Below are 19,123 nucleotides of genomic sequence, written 5' to 3' on the forward strand. Positions count from 1 at the left end.
TATAGGCATCTGATACTGGCTCATACTAAAAGTTACGTAGAATTAGAACTAGAATCTAGATCACATTAAAGCAGTCGTGATTTACGACAAAATTTTGATTTATTCAACTTAAAAAAATTAAGTCCGAATCGGCTTATGTGGTTATAATAACTATTATAAAGTTTTGTTTAGCACCCCAGTTAATTTTTATAATCATACTTTTTGGTATTTTCACTCTATCTATTGATGATACAACACTATGTCTAGACGCTCAGCACCCTTTGTCGCCCCAGACTATATCGATGATCCTGCATCAAAAGATGGCAAAAAACACGCCAAAGTTTTGTTATCAACGCTGCAAGAAGACATTGCAAACTTTCGTAATGAACAGTTTCCACCTGATATTTTGCGACAAATCCGTGACATGCCTATTTATGAAGGCAACTTAGCCGAAGTCCAAACCTATCAGCAACGTTGGCAAAATCTGCTTGAGCGTGCAAAGGATTTTTATCCAGCGGCCAATATGCCACCTGACTATCTACCGCTCCCTGCCAGCCTTGAGATACCGCAATTCATCTATCACGTTCAGCGTCTACATTTAACTAAGACACGCGCCAAAGAATCTAAAAGCTTTGGATCAGTAGGCGCCCTGACTGATAAATGTGGTCAATATACGGATGATGAAATTGAGCGCATGACAGCGGTGCTAGATAACGACGAGGAAGCGCGACTGGTAGCGCATCGTGAATTTATCGATCTGCGTGCTTATGTTTTTTGTCGCGATAGTAAGGGCGAGATGCTAGAGCCTGAGCGGGTACGCTTTTATCGTACTGGTCTGATTGTACATGCCCTGCCTGACTTTAAGATTGTAGATAGTCGCCAGACACCGCGTAAACGCCGCAACGATGCTTATAATAATCCGCTTGCAGACAATGGTGTGTGGAAAATTTATCGCAAAAAATAATAGATACTAGCGCGTTATCGTTTTAGCCATACTGATTTTAGTCACGTTCATTTTATATCGTATATTTTATTCAAATTTTTAAGGAGCCCAGATGTTTGCTGCCGCCGCCGGCTCACCAAATCTCATGTTGCAAGCCACTATTTTTTTGGGAGCAGCATTGCTCTTTGTCCCTCTCGGTAAACGCTTCGGCATTGCAACGGTTTTAGGCTACCTCATCACTGGACTCATATTGGGCCCAAGTGGCTTGGATGTGGCAGGCGATGCTGAAAGTCTATTGCACTTTTCAGAGTTTGGCGTGGTCATGCTGCTGTTTATTATCGGGCTTGAGCTACAGCCTTCGCGGCTCTGGGCATTGCGCCGCTCTATATTTGTATTGGGCGGTTTGCAGGTCGGTTTAACTGGTACGCTACTGATGTGGCTCCTACATCAGTTTTTCTCCTTACAACTAGATACTGCCTTTATCGTTGGTTTTGGTTTAGCCCTATCTTCTACCGCGTTTGTACTACAGATACTGACTGAAAAACAGCAGCTTTCGAGCACGCACGGTCGAGAAGCTTTTACTATCTTGTTATTCCAAGATATTGCGGTCATTCCATTATTAGCAGTCATTCCGTTCTTATCAGGGGTACGTGAACAAAGCTACGATTTGATTTATTTTGGTAAAGTATTTGCTGTCTTTGCCGGTCTGATTTTTGCCAGCCGTTATGTGGTTCGACCCTTCTTCAAATTTGTGGCTTCCAGTGGTGCGTCAGAATTACTGACAGCGGTCGCGCTATTTATTGTGATGGGCGTATCTATTTTGATGGGTCAAATCGGTCTATCAATGGCATTAGGTGCATTTTTGACAGGTGTGTTGCTCGCTGATTCTGAGTATCGTCACGAATTAGAAGCCAGTATCGAACCTTTTAAAGGATTGCTGTTAGGTCTATTCTTTATGTCGGTCGGTATGCTTACCGACGTCAAACTCATTTTAGCAGAACCCATCTTTATTATTGGCTGTGCGCTCGCCTTGATGTTTATCAAGTTTGCAGTGATTGCAGGAATTGCAAAAGTATCGGGCAATCGCTGGCCGACGAGTATCCGATTGGGCGTGACCTTAGCTCAAGGTGGTGAGTTTGCCTTTGTCCTATTCAGTGTTGCCACTGCCCAAAATGTCTTACGTCCTGAGCTTGCTAATACTCTCAATCTTGTGGTTACCATCTCGATGGCGCTGACACCTTTGGCATTCTTATTGTTAGAAAAAGTGGGTGAGCCGTTATTTGCCAAGAGCAAACCAAGTCGCGAATACGATACCATTCCTGATCATGAGCATCAGGTCATTATTGCGGGCTTTGGCCGCGTTGGTCAGATTATTGGCCGTGTACTGCGCATGCATAATATCGAATTTACCGCTATCGAACGCTCTGCAAACCGAGTAGATTTTGTAAGAAAGTTCGGTAACCAAGTATATTATGGCGACCCAAAGAACCCTGAGATTTTACGAGCGGCAGGCATTCAAAAAGCGCGAGTGTTTATTCTCGCTATCGATGACTTAGAACGCTCTATCACTACCGCTCAGTATCTTCGTAAAAATTATCCTGAACTAATTGTATTGGCAAGAGCACGCGATCGTCAGCACTATTATCGCTTGCGTGAGGTTGGCGTGCGGCACATTTGGCGTGAGACTTATTTATCGTCTTTGGACATGTCACGCGAATCATTACAATTATTAGGTATTTCTCCAGAAAAAGCGCGAGAAACAGTAAAAACATTCCGTGACTATGATGATGATTTAATAGAACGCCAACAAGCTATCTACGATGATGAAGCTAGCATGATTGAGTCCGCACAATCAGCAATGGCTGAGCTTGAAAGCTTGTTTGATGAAGATATTGGTAAAGCACGAAAAATGGATTTAACCGATTTTTATGAGGCGTTAAAGAGCCAAGCAACACCAGTTGAAGAAAAGGATGATACTGCAACGGACTCTAAGCAGTAGCTCTCAGCACTAGCAACATCTACAAGCACTCGTGAAATACAGCCCCTAATCAGCTATGCAGTTTTTAGGGGCTTGTTTTTTATTCAGTGAGCTGGTGCAATCCCAATTATCACTGTCTGGTATATGATAAAAGACCAGCGTCTGCTCGTTTAAATAGCGTATCGGAAACGTCACGTTCTGAATCGTTGCCACTACCGCACAGTCAGTTTCTGTCACGCCAGCAGCCTGAGTATCGACATGCATGCGTATTTGCTGCTGCTCGGTACTCAGGGGCAGATTTACTGGGCACTGCCCTGTCTGTTGATAAATCAACGCCACTCGATTTTGGGCATTCTTTGCAATATCATAAGCGTCAAACAACACTTCGTTTGCTTTTGGCTTGGCAATAATCGGTAAGAACTGCACCTTAATCACCAATAGCGAAAATGCAAAAAAACCAAACCCTAATGCCAGTCCAAATAAGCTAACACCACCTTCTCTTTGCAGATGTGCCTTCTGTGCTGCCTCATCTCGCGGATGGTCATTTATCGCATCAGCGATCTCACGCCTTGCCATGCGGTAGTAATACGCATCTGTCCAGCGTGCCACCATAAACGACCAAAATAGCCAAATAACAGCGGCAATACTGATACGTGTTGCCATCTGATAAGCATCTGGTACATAGGACATCGCTATAAATTCAAAGGCGACTAGCACTAATGCCACATTAAGCTGGATAAAAGACCACCCTGCGACACTATAAACAATCGCATCCATATAGCGCTTGCGATATAGCAGCCAAGGAAAAGTGATAAAAAACGCAGCCCAATGCCATTTTGGTGACAGATAACCTTGCTGATCAAACTGCTCAAAACGTTTGAGATAATAACGCTGGGTACGATTACCGATGAACCACTTGTCTAACTGCTTACGTTTAGTAGGTGTTAACGACTCTTGATAAAACGGTGGCGGTGAATCTGTCTCAATAAATAACATGGCAACACGCTCTACTTACTGACTCTTAGGAAAAGCACTTGAAAGATACCATTATATGATAACGCTAAAACCCATGTGTAACATAGAGAAACCACAGCACCGATCAGCCAATACGCGAAAATAGGATTGTCCGTTCACAGTTGTATGGATTTAACTTATAATAAGCAAACATCACCCACCTAATTAAGCCCTACGAATCCTATGAGTCAACATTCTGATATCAATGACAACCTCAACAGTACCGATACTACTGATGAGCAAACCCCTAATAGCACAAGCGAGCCTATCGATATCGATAACAGCACCAACCAAGAAATAGAACCGACCTCTGACAAGCATATCCGCATCGTCAATACGTTTATGAAGCGCCGTACGCACATGAACAAAAACGCTGAGCTTGCATTAACTGCTCCAGAGTTTTCTGAGTATTTGGTCAATAACAGTTTTGGTGATGGCGATCTTACCGGTATTGACAACTTACGTACGTTATTTGCTGATAGCCCTAACGGTCCAGATGCGCCGCTTACGGTAGAGATTGGTTTTGGCTTGGGTGATTCATTTATTGAAATGGCGGCCGCTGACCCTACTCGTAACTTTGTTGGTGTAGAAGTGCATGAGCCTGGTATTGGTAAATGTGCTTATATGGCTGGCACCCAAAATTTGAGCAACGTAAAAATCATCAACGGTGATGCCATTCAATTGCTCAAGCAATTACCAGAAAACCATATCGACCGTATTCAGCTATACTTCCCTGACCCATGGCAAAAGAAGCGTCACTATAAGCGTCGTTTTGTCAGTCCTGAACGTATGACCATCGTCACGCGCAGCTTAAAACAAGGCGGCTGGTTCCATACAGCAACTGACTGGGAGCATTATGCATTTTGGATGGTTGAAGTATTGGATGGTTTCGCTGGATTGACTAACAAAGCAGGTACAGGTAATTTCACTGAGCGTCCTGACTTTCGTCCAATGACTAAGTTTGAGCGTCGTGGCCTTGATCGTGGGCATGGCGTCTGGGATTTGATCTATATCAAAGACTGATCAATACAGCTTTACTCTTAAGTGTTTTGACAAAGCGGCTATCTGATGTAGCCGCTTTTTTGTGGCCTTCTATATGCTATCGAAAATATCTCTAAAAATACTAGACATTCTATGCATAACTATGTCTGCTAATATATTGGGTGTATATCTTGAGTCATACTCCTGACTTTTAATGCCTATAGTATGATTATGCATAAAAAAAGATAAATTTATAATTTGTGAAACATAGCGCTCATAGCACTGTTAATAGACAAAATCGTCTCTTTAAAGTGATTAAAAACGAAATATAGAATCCGTTCCTCATACCAATTATCTACGTAAACTTATGTATTATAAGGCTTTACAGAGTTCTCCCCATAAGCTGTGGATAACCCTGTGCATAAGTCACCACTTGACAACTTTATAGCTAAGCAACTTAAAGGATAAGGTAAAATCGTTCATTTTTTGTACAATTTATAAAACCTTTAAAATCAAATACTTATATTAAATTCACACACATAAAAAATTATTTTAAATAATTTCTAAAATAATTTAATTCTTCATAATGTTTCACAATTAGCGAAAATAAGCCTTTTATTTGTTGTGGACAACTCCTAAATCTATTGACAAGCATAGTCATTATCAGGTTCAAAACAACAACGACCTATCGCATTATTTCCGTAGGTTTTAGCTTCATACCATACGACAGATAGTGTCGTTTAGCATCCCTCAATGAACATTATAGTGCTTTGCTTTTGTTATAATTACCTTATCAAATCAACAGTGTTAAGAAGTTGAGTCGAGTAATCAGCATGCCAAGTCAGACTTAAAAACAACGATAACGACATTATATTACGGACTTATTTTTACTTCTCTCGCTATTTAATTTTACTGTATAGTAGAACGATACATTCGATACTACTACCTATACCAGTCACGTGACAACCTATTTTTCGATAAAACAGCCAAACAATAATTGCCGACTTCATAACAGTCAGTATGCGTTTGCCAAAGGTTTTAACCGTACCAATATTTTATTTATAGCATCAACTTAACTACCGAAAACAAGGAATCCAATATGGACGACAATAAAGCCAAAGCCCTCAAAGCGGCATTAGGTCAAATCGAAAAGCAATTTGGTAAAAACACCATCATGCATCTAGGCGATGACTCGGCCATTATGGATGTCGATGTGGTCTCTACAGGCTCTCTAGGATTAGACATTGCGCTTGGCATTGGCGGTCTACCAAAAGGCCGTATCGTTGAAATTTACGGTCCAGAAAGCTCAGGTAAGACGACGATGACTCTGCAAGCTATTGCAGAATGTCAAAAGCAAGGCGGTACTTGCGCCTTTATCGATGCCGAGCATGCGCTTGACCCTGTCTATGCTCGCAAGCTTGGGGTAAACACTGATGATTTATTGCTCTCGCAGCCTGACAATGGCGAGCAAGCTCTTGAAATTACCGATATGTTGGTACGCTCAGGCGCAATCGATATGATCGTGATTGACTCAGTAGCCGCATTGACGCCACGTGCTGAAATTGAAGGCGAAATGGGCGACTCGCACATGGGTCTGCAAGCGCGCCTGATGAGCCAAGCCCTACGTAAAATCACTGGTAACGCCAAACGCTCTAACTGTATGGTGGTGTTTATTAACCAGATTCGTATGAAAATCGGTGTTATGTTCGGTAGTCCTGAGACCACAACTGGTGGTAACGCACTGAAGTTCTACGCCTCTGTACGTATGGATATTCGCCGCATTGGTGCGGTCAAAAACGGTGATGAAATCATCGGTAACCAGACCCGTGTCAAAGTCATCAAAAATAAAATGGCACCACCTTTCCGCCAAGCTGAGTTTGAAATTACTTACGGTGAAGGTACGAATCACTTAGCCGAAGTTATTGATTTAGGTGTGGAGATTGGAGCCGTTGGCAAAGCAGGGTCTTGGTACAGCTATGGCGACGAAAAAATTGGTCAAGGTAAGGCTAACTCTGTGCTTTTCTTAAAAGAGAATCCTGCCATTGCTCAAGAAATCGAAGACAAGATTCGTGATGAAAAGCTTGGTACAAAGAAAAATAGCAAAGCCGACGAAACTGAAGAAGCAGAACAGGCTTCTGAACCTGTACAATAATGGTTTAACGATTAACCGTTGTCAGTAACTATGATTCATTATGAAAATTAAAACCTTAGCTGAAATTCTAGCTGAGTCGGCACCCGACTCAGCTAGTTCTGTTGATAGAAAATCAAAAAAACTGCCTAAAAATTCTCATACGAAAGAGTCTAAAAAATCAGAGAAGTTTAGTAAACGGACTATTCGTTCAAGTAAAGATGATTCAGTCACGAATGACGCTACTATTGATACAGCGTTCTTTGAAGACTCCTCTCCTAAGTCAAAGAAGACTTCTAAATCTAAAAAACGTAAAAAGCGTTTTCATCCAGCGGCTAATTTTACCGCTGAGCCTAGTGATACCCCTACATATCAACCCCCTGAAGCGCAAACCATCAAAGAGATGCTGGCAGAAGTCAAACTCGATATTCATAATGACGAAATTGACAATAGCTTAGCAACAGATAATGTTCGTAGCACTGAGCCGCTATCCAAGAACTCAGAAAATGAAGCTGAGCTTTTTGCTATCAATGTTAGTGAAGCAGACAGCCAAAACGATAACATACCAGCCGCGCTCAAAGCCTATTTACGAACCCCTGAACAAAAACAAGCAGAAATCGACTCGATTAAAGCAGAAAGTCGATTGCGTTGGCTCGCATTTTATTATTTATCACGCCGCGAATACGGTAAGGCTGAGCTAAAGCAAAAGCTGATCGACAAAGAACAAGACCCAGAGAAAATTGACGCACTGCTCGATGAGTTTGAAGAAAAAGGTTATCAAAGTGATTACCGCACTACCCTAATGCTGATACGTGAGAATATCCGTAAAGGCCGCGGACGTGGTCGGATCAAACAAGAGTTCTATCGTAAGAAGATTGCTATGCCAGGTAACATCGATGAGCTAATCGATATGGCAAATACTGAGTCGGAAGAATTCAGAGAGTTTATAGATGATGATGCAGATAACCTAGTCGATGGTGTAGATTGGCTGAAACTGGCGGTGATAGCACGTACCAAAAAATATGGTAATAAGATACCAGTTGAACAAAAGGAAAAAGCTAAACAGTTACGTTTTTTACAGTATAGAGGGTTTAATACCGATATCTGCTTTGCAGCACTTAACCATACTACAGAGACGCTAGACGAGCGATTTTAAGGGCTTACTATCGCTATCACTGTCCCTGCCAAACGGTATTTACTGACAGTCATGCTCTTGTGATAGACGTAAAAAAGAGCACGTTATATAACGTGCCCTTTAATCAATACTGCCAGTCATTTTAATCTACGTAGCTTTAAAACATGCAGTTAGAAACTTCCAAACTCAAAGCTGTCAAACTATTTAAAATTACCAAGACGGCTAGATAACTGGCTAATGATTTGATCTATCTCTTCATTGGCTTCAGACTCATTATCTAGATTACCATTAGGCGTTAGCTGATTCATGACCTCAGGCAATAGCTCAGCGAGTCCCTGTCTTACCTCAGTTTCATTAGCACCAGTATGAGCGGCTACTTGCTGAATTTCGTTTTCGTCAAATAAACGGTTAATTTCGTCTGGATTTAAATTATCGTTTGCTTCGTTATTACTCATCCAAGAGCGTGCTTGACCTTCATAGCCCATACCAGTGATTTTTGACAACGCCCCACTCAAACCACCATTACGTTTGATCCAGCTAAGTATCATAGGCATCAATGCAGCGACGAGCATACCTTTACCACCAAACCCACTATTAGTACGCTGACCACCTAATACACTACCTAAAATATCACCGAGTCCACCAGCACCTGAGCTCGTACCGCCGCGCTGACTACCGCCCGTGAGACCCCCAATGATGTCATCTAAGCCAAAACCATTGTCTGCTTGACGGCTATTTTGTTGAGGGCTATAACCACCTGCCTGACTGCCACCGCCCAGCACACTACCTAAAATATCACCTAGTCCGCCCGTCTGCCGTGTTTCAGTACGTTGGTTAACTGGATTGCGCTGAGCATCGTCTGGATTCATTGCACTACGTGCCACTTGGCTCACTAAATTCCCTAATAAGCTCATTATCTATTCCTCTTTTTATCGTATTGTTTAGTACAAAAATACTGCTAAAATTTATGAAACCTCATATCTGCCTATATGTTCTTTAATAACGGGACAGCAGAATTACGAGTTTTATTTTCTATTTTTAATATAACAGATTTTAATATAACAAACCTCTTTGTCCTTTGAGATAGCTATTTTGTTATGACGTGTAGAGATTTTTCATCGTAAAAGGAGAAGTCTAAGACCAGTAGATAACCAGTTATCTAGCATTACCCTTACTGGTATTGGCTAAAATACTTAACTGTCGCCATTGCTCAGAATTTACTTGGTCGCGGAATATAGTAGTCGAAAACGATCTTTGATAAGGTTCAACGATATCGAACTCGATACTCATTGCCCACTGGTAGCAATTTATATCGACTAACTCTGCTTGCCATAACTCATCGCCGCGACCCGTTCGTATCAGTAACTGCCATTCTTTATCGACACGCTGACTGAGCGATGGCTGACTAATATGTAATAGTATCGGTCTCGATATAATCAGATAACTTGCAACTGCTGCCGAGACTATTAAGATCAGTAGATACTGCCACAAAGTCAAAGATGCAAACCATGCCAATATCATCACAACGCCAGTCAAGCCTACATATAGCAGCGCGCGTAAATAACTGGCAGGCTTGATAGCTGTATCAATACGTAGCGAGGTTACTAGCGTCATATAAGCGTACCATGGGAAACGTTAGATATTGTACTGACCCGTTCCTTAAGACCTAAACCAAGTCTTTGGTATGGCGCCATGTTTTTATCTTATTGACCAATGCCCAGATGTCGTCCTCTTCTGGACGATTTTGATTGGTAAAATAGTCTAGCAAGTCTGGGTCTTCATGAGTGAGCATTTCTGCAAATGTTGCTTGCTCAGTAGCATCTGCTGTCAGATATAGCTCTTTAACATAAGGATCAATATAAAAATCCAATTCTTTTAATCCGCGGCGAGCTTGATAAATGATACGGCGCTGTTCATTGGTTGGTTCTGGCTGAGTTGTACTTGTCATAGATTTACTCTTATTAATTGAGATGGCTTGAAAATAGACGTTAAGCATAGCGTATAGAATATTTATAGTCTTGAAATCTCACTATGCATTCGGACATGTAGAATGAAATTAACAACGATATGCAGACAGTTGACTCCATAAGGCCACTGCTTGCTGCATCATCGCCACATTATGCGTACGAATGATACTTGCGCCTTGCTGTAAGGCCAATAGTCCAGCTGCGGTTCCTGCCGAATCACGTTCTACCGCTTGCGTCGTATTTACTGCTAGAACATCGCTTCTGGTCAATACTTCTGCCAAGAAACGCTTGCGAGAAATGCCAAACATCATCGGCAGCCCTAATGTCTGCAAGCTGCTCAGCTGGCTTAATAATGCGCAGTGATGCTCATAGTTCTTAGCAAAACCAAAACCTGGGTCGATAATGATATTGCTTTGTTTGACGCCGATGCTAACTACTTCGTTAATACGGTCGAGCAGCTCTGTACGCACCTCATCGATCACATTGTCATACTGTGCTAGATTATTCATTGTCGTTGGCTCACCGCGCATATGCATTAGCATTACTGGTATATTAAGCTTAGCCGCTAGCTCTGCCGCACCAGTACGTTTCAGTGCTCGTACATCGTTCCAAATGTCAGCACCTTCATCAAACGCTGCCTGTATGACTTCAGGGCTGCTAGTATCAATCGATAACCAGATATCATCACCACAATGTTGACGAATGGCTCGAACCACCGGCACAACTCGTTGTATCTCATCATCAGTGGCCACAGTTTGCGCATTTGGACGAGTAGATTCACCACCAATGTCGATAATAGTAGCGCCTTCATTTATCATCTGCTGGCAATGAGCGACGGCTTTATCTACTGCGTTAAACTGCCCACCGTCTGAAAATGAATCTGGCGTTACGTTCAGGATACCCATGACATGCGGCTGCGATAAATCTAAGGTTTTATCACGGCTAGATACTTGGTAGTTGGGTAAAGGTTGGAAAAATGACATGAATAATCCATTACAAGTAAAATTTACAATACAGTTTTAGGCCGTGTTGAACATTCGAGCATGGCACTGACAGAGACTGTTTTTTACACAGTTCGACGTTGAAAATAGTAAGTTTAGTCATCCTAAGCGTGTATTTTTAACAATGAAATGGCAAAAAAGAGTCCTGTCTCCTTCTGTTAATATTAGAGCTGAGCCTAAAACTGCCCCCAGATCCATACAAGCAGTACGTTGCAAACCTAGTTAAGGCTGGAGCATTACCGTCACTTTATGCCTTGTCTGGAACAGTTTTAGCGATTAGCAGTGCCTATTTGTGAATGTTCAACACGCCCTATTTATTGTTATCTATGCTTATGATACCAGTAAATCTTATAGGGTTCTAAATCCTTCATAAAATGATGACAATAAAAAAGCCCTCTATCATAAAGGGCTTTTTATAAAACATGAGTACGCTAGCATTTACATCGCCGGTAATGGTGGCGGTGTAGCACCCGTTGTTTTGACATCGTTTTTCGACAAGTTTACTTCGTTATGCTGATAAACTCTTGGTGGACGTGGTTCTTCACCTGCTAGAATATCTTGTAATTGGTCACGATCAATAGTTTCCCAATTCATAAGCGCATCAACCATCGCATGCATTTTGTCTTGGTTGGCTTCAATCAGTTCACGAGCGATATCATACTGCTCTTCTAGCATACGACGCACTTCTTCATCGACCTTCTGCTGGGTAGCTTCAGAGATAGTACGTCCACCACCCCCGAAATATCCTTGCGAGTTGTCATCATCTTCGTACACCATGATACCAAGTGCATCAGACATACCGTACTTCGTGACCATCGCACGTGCCATTTTGGTAGCTCGTTCAAAGTCGTTCGAAGCGCCCGTCGACATTTGATTGATAAACACTTCTTCAGCGATACGACCACCAAACAAAATAGCAATGTCGCTCAGCATTTTCGACTTATACATACTGGTCTGATCATGCTCAGGCAACTGCCAAGTCACACCAAGAGCAAAGCCACGCGGCATAATAGTAACCTTATGCACCGGATCTGTACCTGGCAATAGCTCAGCTACTAGCGCATGACCTGCTTCATGATATGCAGTTGCACGGCGCTCTTCTTCGCGGATTACCATGGATTTACGTTCAGGACCCATATATAGCTTGTCTTTCGCATCTTCAAAGTCATTCATATCGACGCTAGTCTTGTTACGACGTGCGGCAAACAATGCAGCTTCGTTTACAAGGTTGGCAAGCTGTGCACCACTAAACCCAGGCGTACCACGAGCAAGAGAACTGGCATCTACACTGATTGTGTTCGGCAGTTTCTTCAAATGAACTTTCAATATTTGCTCACGGCCTTTGATATCTGGCAAGCCTACTTGCACCTGACGGTCAAAACGACCTGGACGCAGTAATGCTTTATCAAGCACATCAGCACGGTTGGTTGCAGCAATAACAATAACGCCTTCATTACCTTCAAAACCATCCATCTCAACCAACAACTGGTTTAATGTCTGCTCGCGCTCATCGTTGCCGCCGCCCATACCGGAACCACGATGGCGACCGACTGCATCAATCTCATCAATAAAGATGATACAAGGAGCGCTTTTCTTTGCCTGTTCAAACATATCACGAACACGAGATGCACCAACACCAACGAACATCTCAACAAAATCAGAACCTGAAATTGAGAAGAACGGCACTTTAGCTTCACCAGCAATAGCTCTCGCTAGCAAGGTTTTACCTGTACCTGGAGGACCTACCATCAAGATACCACGAGGGATCGTTGCACCCAGTTTGGTAAATTTGTCTGGATCACGTAAGAACTCAACCACCTCAACAACTTCTTCTTTGGCTTCTTCACAACCGGCCACGTCTTCGAAGTTAACGTTGATTTGATCTTCGGTCAGCATTTTCGCTTTTGATTTACCAAAGCTCATTGGACCGCCGCCTTTACCGCCAGCGCCGCCTTGCATATTACGCATAAAGAATAAGAACAGACCAATAATCAATAGAATTGGGAAGCTGGCTATCAGTAGTTGCATTAATACGCTTTGGCGCTTTGGTGCAGTTCCTTGAACTTCGACTTGGTTCTCACGTAGCATTGGCATGAGCTGGTCATCTGACACAGCTGGTCTAATGGTCTCAAAAGATGAGCCATTTTTCTTTTCGCCGGTGATCTGTTCGCCGTCGATCTCGACACTGGCTACTTGGTTTTCTGACACTGCGGTCACAAACTCAGAGTAGTTAAGGTTATCCGGCTCAGAAGATTGATCAAAGCCGCTAAACACCAGCACCAAAACGCCGATTACCACCAGCCACAATAAGGTATTTTTTACCATGTCGCTCACTAGTTATTCCCATCCCTTACTTATTGGTGTGTTTATTAAACACGTGACGTCTATAAACGTATTGCTCATTTTTAACGAATATCCCGATAATAAAAAGCTGCTAAATTAAACTTATATGATTTATAGGTAGCCTAAAAATTGTTTTTATAAATAATCATTATGAGATAAACATAGATATAAGATCATTGAGCTTGTAAAACGCTTATTATCAGACGACTTTGCCTAAAACGTATGCTAAAAACAAAGGTAATATACCATGATATGTGGTGCTAACCCGCATAATTCAAGCAGGTTTCACGATTATTCATTTAACAATTGATGTAGCTTTTATATCGCGATAATAACACTTTATGGTGATTTACCTTCACGCTTACAAGAGCAGCAACCTATTGATGTTAAAACTATTTAATCGCTATCCAAAACATCTCTTTTGAGCGTGGTCGTGACGCACCTGGCTTTATACTACGAATCTTACTAAAATCCTGCTGCATCTGCTTGCGTAATTCTTGTGTACCCTCGCCTTGAAACACTTTCATAATAAGTGCGCCACCTTCTGGTAAGGTTGCAAGCGCGAAGTCTACAGCCAGCTCACATAAGTACATCATACGTGGCTGATCGATAGCACTGTTCCCAGCGGTATTGGGTGCCATGTCAGACAATACGACATCGACTTGTCTATCACCCACTTCTGCCATAATGGCGTCAAACACTTCAGCTTCACGAAAATCGCCCTGAATGAAGGTAACATCAGGCAAAGTATCCATCGCCAAAATATCAGAGGCAATCAAGATACCATCATCACCTACCAACCGACCAGCAACTTGTGACCAGCTGCCAGGTGCACTGCCCAAATCGACGACCGTCATGCCTTTTTTGATCAGGTTGGTTTTTTCATTAATCTCTAATAATTTATAAGCGGCACGGGCACGGTAGCCATCTTTCTGAGCTTTTTGTACATAATGATCATCAATATGCTCTTTCATCCAAGCACTGCTGCTCTTTGATAGTTTTTTGTTTTCGATACGCGTGGCCAAAATACCTGCTCCTATTGCTTTATTAAATCTAGCTGCTTTAATTGCTCTATCAATTACAAACTGATATTAATCCGTTGCGGATCATTCTAAATGCGGTGTTAATCAGATTTTTTATTCATGGTTGGTTGCAAACTGACCAAATTCTATTGGTTAAATAACTGTTTTATAAGGCAGTAGCGTTTATAATGTACCAAACATTCAGTTTAACATTTTCGTCACGTAAAATCGTGCAAAATCCTGCTGATCTCATGCAAGATGGTCACAGATTATCTATAATGATCAATAACTGTTTTTAACAGTCCCATTTTTATTTTTACCAACACTTAGGAATTCTATGCAACTCGATAACGCTACCATCAAACGTCTAAAAGGCATCGGTCACGAGCTAAAGCCTATCGTTATGATCGGCAACAAGGGTATTACCCCAACCATCACTGAAGAAATCGATCGCGCGCTAACAGATCATGAGCTTATCAAAGTGAAATTGCCTGCTGGCACGAAAGAAGAGCGTGACATCGTTGGCGCTGAACTTGCTAAGGTGGCTAATGCGTCTTTGGTTCATTCTATTGGTCGTATGGCATTATTACTACGTAAAAACCCAAATGCCAACCCAAAACTGTCTAACCTAGCACGTCACGCACAGTAATATGTCTTGATAGACTAGACTTAAGTGACTGAATTTTATGTTCACTTATATCATAGCTAAGCGATAATGAAATACAAAGGCCGCGACGCATCTTGCTCGCGGCTTTTATGTTTTCCGATAGTCTCGGTTATACTTAACATATAGTATTAGTGCCCTGAATTAGTATGATTTCTCTTGTCACTATCACCTCTTTATTATTACCGTCGAGATGTACCCATAATGAAACAAGCTTTTAACCTCCGTCTAGCCACCGAGACGATAGCGAAAGACGCTCAGGAATTAGGTGTATCTATAGAAGAGCTAGAAAATATCTCTATCAAAGTAAGTGCAGAGATCATCCAGCAACCAGCTTTGCAACTAGTGCTGACCTATCAAGTGACTCTGCCTAGCCAAATTCTAGCCAATCAATTCAATTGGCCAACATGGCAACAAACTCAAGTAACTTTCACTGATTACCTATGGGAAGAAACCTGCCTTGAATGTTTTATTGCTGGCAGCAAGATTGCAGGCTGTAAGACTGATGATGAAGATATCGTAGCACGCCATCAGACAGAACCTTACAAGATACCATTTCAGCAAGCAACCGCTTATATAGAGATTAATGCTAACCCTGATGGTCGTTACGCACTTTATCAATTTGAGAGCTATCGTAACCCTGCGGCACTACCGCCATTACCGTTGTACGAGACCGATGAAACCACGCGCGCATCTATTAATTGGCGTAACTGTAAAGAGCTAGCAGATATATCAGGGAAGAACCCGTTATCTAGCACTCCAACGGTAGTGCAGACACCTTTCCGTTATGGGCGTAGCTTTAGCCTGCCTATAACTCAACTACCGAATCAACAATACGCTATTGCAAACATGATGATTGAACAAATACATCCTTGTGTCATCTTATGGTTTGGCAAAACTGACTTATACTTTGCCTCGGGCCATGCCTCTCCGCCTGATTTTCACAATCGTGATTATTGGCCAAAATTTGAGCTTTGATTTGGTTATATGAGCTGTGCTCACTTAGGCATCCCAGTTTAAAGCACAAAAAAAACCCAGTAATGTCATAAAGAGCATTACTGAGTTTGGAGAAAACTTTAGTCTTATTTAACTGATACTTACTTCATTTAACCGATCTTTATTTGTCAGCCATCGCAAGGTAGATACCACGATCTGATGCATCATCAACATACTGCGAATCACGCCACGTCGTATAGCTGTATGTACCGCTATAAGGGCTAATGCTATTTTGACGGAAGTCAGATACCCAGTCATTGCCATCAAAAATCTGAATATGACCATGTGGACGGCTTGACGTGCGGTTATAGACAACGACATCACCAACTTGTGGTGCCATGTCGTTACTGATTTTGGTAAAGCCGGCTTGGGCTAGCGTGCCACGAGAGGCGTACTGATAGGCTGAAGGGTTAGGCGTAAATTCGTAACCTGCTGATTGTAATGCTTTACGCACATAGCGAGCACAGTAGCCAGAGCTTCTAGATAGAGCGACGCGAGAGGCATTTGCTGCTGCAATAGCAGGAGCAGAGTTACGGTCAGGTACGCGGCTTGCTTGCTGCTGACGCTGCTCGTAAGATAAACGACTGGTCAGTGAAGCGAGCTGATATTCTTTTTGCTTAGCATGAGCACTTAGATTGTCAATTGCTTGACTGATCTCATCGTTGCTATACACATGTGCACCACTGTTAGTGCTATAGATGTTGCGACTAGAACCATAGTTCGCAGAAGTAGAAATATTTGTGATGGTATGACTCAAGGTATTATTTGGTTGAAAGGTTGTTTCGGCAGCACCACTCGTCTGTGCGATACCCATTCCCAATACTGACAAAATCAATAAAGCTTGTTTCATAAATTTACTACCTATTGTTAATACAAGTCTGCTCGTCATCCGTAACGAAGCATCAATTAATTTAGAGGATATAATCATCAAATAGACGTGATAAAATCCCTATTACAACGGTTCATTCTTTTCAAATAGCGACTAGTGCCAGTAGTACCTCCCACCTAGTCAACTATATCTTATAAGCCATCTGCTATATATTGCTTTTAGCATGTCTGTTATGAGTATCGAGTTTGTCACCTATTAGATGAGTACTTACGATGTCAAAAAAACAACCTAATCGGCTTGCCCAGCTTATAGATCATCAAGCATTTGCTGGTAGCGCGCTACCTCAAACCCTTGCTAACAACATGCGACTATATATAGAAGCAACCAACGAGATAAAAGAGCTATTGGTAGACTGTCTACCTGAAGAAATACTCAATACCTGTTGGGTTGTAGGCTTAACACCTGAGCAGTTAATATTAAGTGTTAGCTCAATGACAGCAGCAAATCATATTCGCTATTTACATAGCTCGTATTTGCAAATACTAACAGAGCAGTCAATTACATTTAAACAACTCAAGCAAATTCGTGTCGTTGTGGCTAAAAGCTCTGCCGATAATTATTCATCTAAACAATCATCAACATCATCACTGCACTTGCCAAATTCTCGTAAAGCCAATGAAAATCAGGCGCTTAGCCAGAACACAAAACGGACTATATCACAGGCCGCAGAGCATGTCACCACTGATGAGAATCTCAAAAAAGCTCTTTTGCGTTTGATTAATCATTAAAAATACCGACCATTAAATGTAAAGTTATGTAAATAAGAGCAGGTGATGGCATTGATAAAGATGGATTTTTGTAATGTATCAGATAAAAAAAATCCTTCGTTAGTTATATCCAGATTATGGATATAGCTAACGAAGGACTTAAAAATCATCTACAGCTTTTGTATTATGTGCCTTAACGGAAAATTCATAGATTCATATAGATAATATATTCAAAATATAGAATATTATATAAATGTAATTATGGGGCGCCTATGTAATATTGCGTAAATGTTTCGATACTTCCTGTATATTCCTGTATTTATCCTTCAATAACCAAATCGTTAAGTGATAAATACTCGATAGGACAGGTTACATTGTCATCAAAAGTTACAATTTCAAAGTTATCTTCGTCAGACAGTATTTCACGTACTAATAAATTATTTAGAGCATGACCAGACTTATAGGCATTAAAACGACCTAAAATCGGGTAGCCAATCAGATGCAAATCTCCCAAAGCATCTAAAATTTTATGACGGACAAACTCATCGTTAAAACGTAAGCCTTCTGCATTAAGTATGTTGGCATCATCAATAACGATAGCATTATCCATACTGCCACCTAATGCTAGATTATTTTGACGTAGTGCTTCTATATCACGTAAAAATCCAAAAGTACGCGCAGTGCTTAATTGTTCGATGAAGTTCTGTGTAGAGAACTGCAACTGTGCATGCTGAAAGTTCTTATCAAATGCAGGATGATCAAAATCAATTTCGAAATTTAATTCGTACCCTTCATAAGGACGTAGCTCTGCCCATTTATCTTCTAGCTTTACTCGTACTGGACGTATAATTTTAATAAATTTCTTGGCCGCTTCTTGCTCACAAAATCCTGCATCTAGTAAGAGCGCAACAAAAGGCGCAGCGCTACCATCCATGATTGGTATCTCTGAAGCAGAAACCCGAACTAACAGATTGTCTACTCCTAGACCAGCGATGGCACTAAGCAGATGCTCAACCGTGCCCACTCGCGTACCCCCAAACACTAAGTTCGATGACATCATCGTGTCTTGTACTAAAAAAGCACTCGCTGGAATTGGTTGACTACCTTCTATATCAGAGCGCTCGAAAACAATACCAGTGTCAATCGGCTGTGGATGAAACTCCAAGTCAACAGGCTGACCACTATGTAGACCAGTACCCGTAACGGCTATTGCTGTTTTTATGGTTCTTTGGTTCATGGTTGTCTTCTCACATATTTTGTTACAATTGACATAGTGTACCATTACCGACCCCTTATTCGCTATATATAAAAAGCGCTAATTTTCTTATCTCCTTGATTGATAACACTTATCGTCAATATTCTATTGCTGATTTTTA

17 protein-coding genes are annotated in these 19,123 nt (G+C 41.6%); 8 read left to right on the forward strand and 9 right to left on the reverse strand.

From position 1 onward, the window contains the following. Positions 1 to 238: 238 nt before the first annotated feature. Positions 239 to 943, forward strand: a complete 705-nt coding sequence (locus tag V6252_RS09620) for a hypothetical protein (RefSeq protein ID WP_201579206.1) — start codon at positions 239 to 241, stop codon at positions 941 to 943. Positions 944 to 1,034: 91 nt separating this feature from the next. Beyond that, positions 1,035 to 2,921, forward strand: coding sequence for a monovalent cation:proton antiporter-2 (CPA2) family protein (locus tag V6252_RS09625; RefSeq protein WP_341610238.1), 1,887 nt, complete (start codon positions 1,035 to 1,037; stop codon positions 2,919 to 2,921). A 45-nt stretch (positions 2,922 to 2,966) separates the two neighbouring features. Here V6252_RS09625 and V6252_RS09630 read toward each other — a convergent pair whose 3' ends face one another. Next, positions 2,967 to 3,896 carry a DUF2628 domain-containing protein gene (locus V6252_RS09630; RefSeq protein ID WP_102091892.1) on the reverse strand — a complete coding sequence of 310 codons (930 nt, stop codon included), beginning with the start codon at positions 3,894 to 3,896 and terminating at the stop codon, positions 2,967 to 2,969. 201 nt (positions 3,897 to 4,097) lie between these two features. On the opposite strand from V6252_RS09630, the gene trmB reads away from it, so the two are divergent. The 3 genes from trmB (at position 4,098) to V6252_RS09645 (ending at position 8,179) form a co-directional block, all read left to right on the forward strand. Next, positions 4,098 to 4,937 (forward strand): tRNA (guanosine(46)-N7)-methyltransferase TrmB, encoded by an 840-nt coding sequence (trmB, locus tag V6252_RS09635; protein ID WP_341610239.1) that lies wholly within the window; start codon positions 4,098 to 4,100, stop codon positions 4,935 to 4,937. Between the two features lie 1,057 nt (positions 4,938 to 5,994). Further along, positions 5,995 to 7,047, forward strand: coding sequence for a recombinase RecA (gene recA, locus V6252_RS09640; protein ID WP_101205782.1), 1,053 nt, complete (start codon positions 5,995 to 5,997; stop codon positions 7,045 to 7,047). A 40-nt stretch (positions 7,048 to 7,087) separates the two neighbouring features. After that, complete coding sequence (locus V6252_RS09645; protein WP_341610240.1) at positions 7,088 to 8,179, forward strand: regulatory protein RecX; 1,092 nt, start codon at positions 7,088 to 7,090, stop codon at positions 8,177 to 8,179. Between the two features lie 179 nt (positions 8,180 to 8,358). Here V6252_RS09645 and V6252_RS09650 read toward each other — a convergent pair whose 3' ends face one another. The 6 genes from V6252_RS09650 to V6252_RS09675 all read right to left on the reverse strand — a co-directional run bounded on the left by V6252_RS09650 (position 8,359) and on the right by V6252_RS09675 (position 14,494). Then, positions 8,359 to 9,072 carry a YidB family protein gene (locus tag V6252_RS09650; protein WP_341610241.1) on the reverse strand — a complete coding sequence of 238 codons (714 nt, stop codon included), beginning with the start codon at positions 9,070 to 9,072 and terminating at the stop codon, positions 8,359 to 8,361. A 241-nt stretch (positions 9,073 to 9,313) separates the two neighbouring features. After that, a complete protein-coding gene (locus V6252_RS09655) occupies positions 9,314 to 9,772 on the reverse strand; it encodes a hypothetical protein (RefSeq protein ID WP_341610242.1) in 459 nt (152 codons plus the stop codon). A 52-nt stretch (positions 9,773 to 9,824) separates the two neighbouring features. Continuing rightward, complete coding sequence (locus V6252_RS09660; protein WP_057761419.1) at positions 9,825 to 10,106, reverse strand: succinate dehydrogenase assembly factor 2; 282 nt, start codon at positions 10,104 to 10,106, stop codon at positions 9,825 to 9,827. A gap of 108 nt (positions 10,107 to 10,214) precedes the next feature. Beyond that, positions 10,215 to 11,108: a dihydropteroate synthase gene (folP, locus tag V6252_RS09665; RefSeq protein WP_341610243.1), complete on the reverse strand. Its 894-nt coding sequence runs from the start codon at positions 11,106 to 11,108 to the stop codon at positions 10,215 to 10,217. 456 nt (positions 11,109 to 11,564) lie between these two features. Beyond that, complete coding sequence (gene ftsH / locus V6252_RS09670) at positions 11,565 to 13,460, reverse strand: ATP-dependent zinc metalloprotease FtsH (RefSeq protein ID WP_057761422.1); 1,896 nt, start codon at positions 13,458 to 13,460, stop codon at positions 11,565 to 11,567. A gap of 401 nt (positions 13,461 to 13,861) precedes the next feature. Beyond that, positions 13,862 to 14,494, reverse strand: coding sequence for an RlmE family RNA methyltransferase (locus V6252_RS09675; RefSeq protein ID WP_057761424.1), 633 nt, complete (start codon positions 14,492 to 14,494; stop codon positions 13,862 to 13,864). Positions 14,495 to 14,828: 334 nt separating this feature from the next. Between V6252_RS09675 and V6252_RS09680 the strand changes: the two genes are divergently transcribed. After that, positions 14,829 to 15,140 carry a YhbY family RNA-binding protein gene (locus tag V6252_RS09680; RefSeq protein ID WP_341610244.1) on the forward strand — a complete coding sequence of 104 codons (312 nt, stop codon included), beginning with the start codon at positions 14,829 to 14,831 and terminating at the stop codon, positions 15,138 to 15,140. A gap of 219 nt (positions 15,141 to 15,359) precedes the next feature. Next, on the forward strand, positions 15,360 to 16,133 hold the full coding sequence (locus V6252_RS09685) for a hypothetical protein (protein ID WP_341610245.1): 774 nt from the start codon (positions 15,360 to 15,362) through the stop codon (positions 16,131 to 16,133). Between the two features lie 139 nt (positions 16,134 to 16,272). On the opposite strand, the gene V6252_RS09690 is transcribed toward V6252_RS09685, so the two are convergent. Continuing rightward, the gene (locus V6252_RS09690; RefSeq protein ID WP_160022325.1) at positions 16,273 to 17,001 is read right to left on the reverse strand and encodes a CHAP domain-containing protein; all 729 of its coding nucleotides are present in this window, start codon (positions 16,999 to 17,001) and stop codon (positions 16,273 to 16,275) included. Positions 17,002 to 17,252: 251 nt separating this feature from the next. On the opposite strand from V6252_RS09690, the gene V6252_RS09695 reads away from it, so the two are divergent. After that, positions 17,253 to 17,768 (forward strand): hypothetical protein, encoded by a 516-nt coding sequence (locus tag V6252_RS09695; protein WP_102091884.1) that lies wholly within the window; start codon positions 17,253 to 17,255, stop codon positions 17,766 to 17,768. Positions 17,769 to 18,066: 298 nt separating this feature from the next. Here the strand turns inward: V6252_RS09695 and lpxC are convergent, their stop codons facing one another. Then, positions 18,067 to 18,984 carry a UDP-3-O-acyl-N-acetylglucosamine deacetylase gene (gene lpxC, locus V6252_RS09700; RefSeq protein WP_341610246.1) on the reverse strand — a complete coding sequence of 306 codons (918 nt, stop codon included), beginning with the start codon at positions 18,982 to 18,984 and terminating at the stop codon, positions 18,067 to 18,069. Positions 18,985 to 19,123 lie beyond the last annotated feature (139 nt).

The organism is Psychrobacter proteolyticus (assembly GCF_038155145.1).
Lineage (GTDB): Bacteria > Pseudomonadota > Gammaproteobacteria > Pseudomonadales > Moraxellaceae > Psychrobacter > Psychrobacter proteolyticus_B.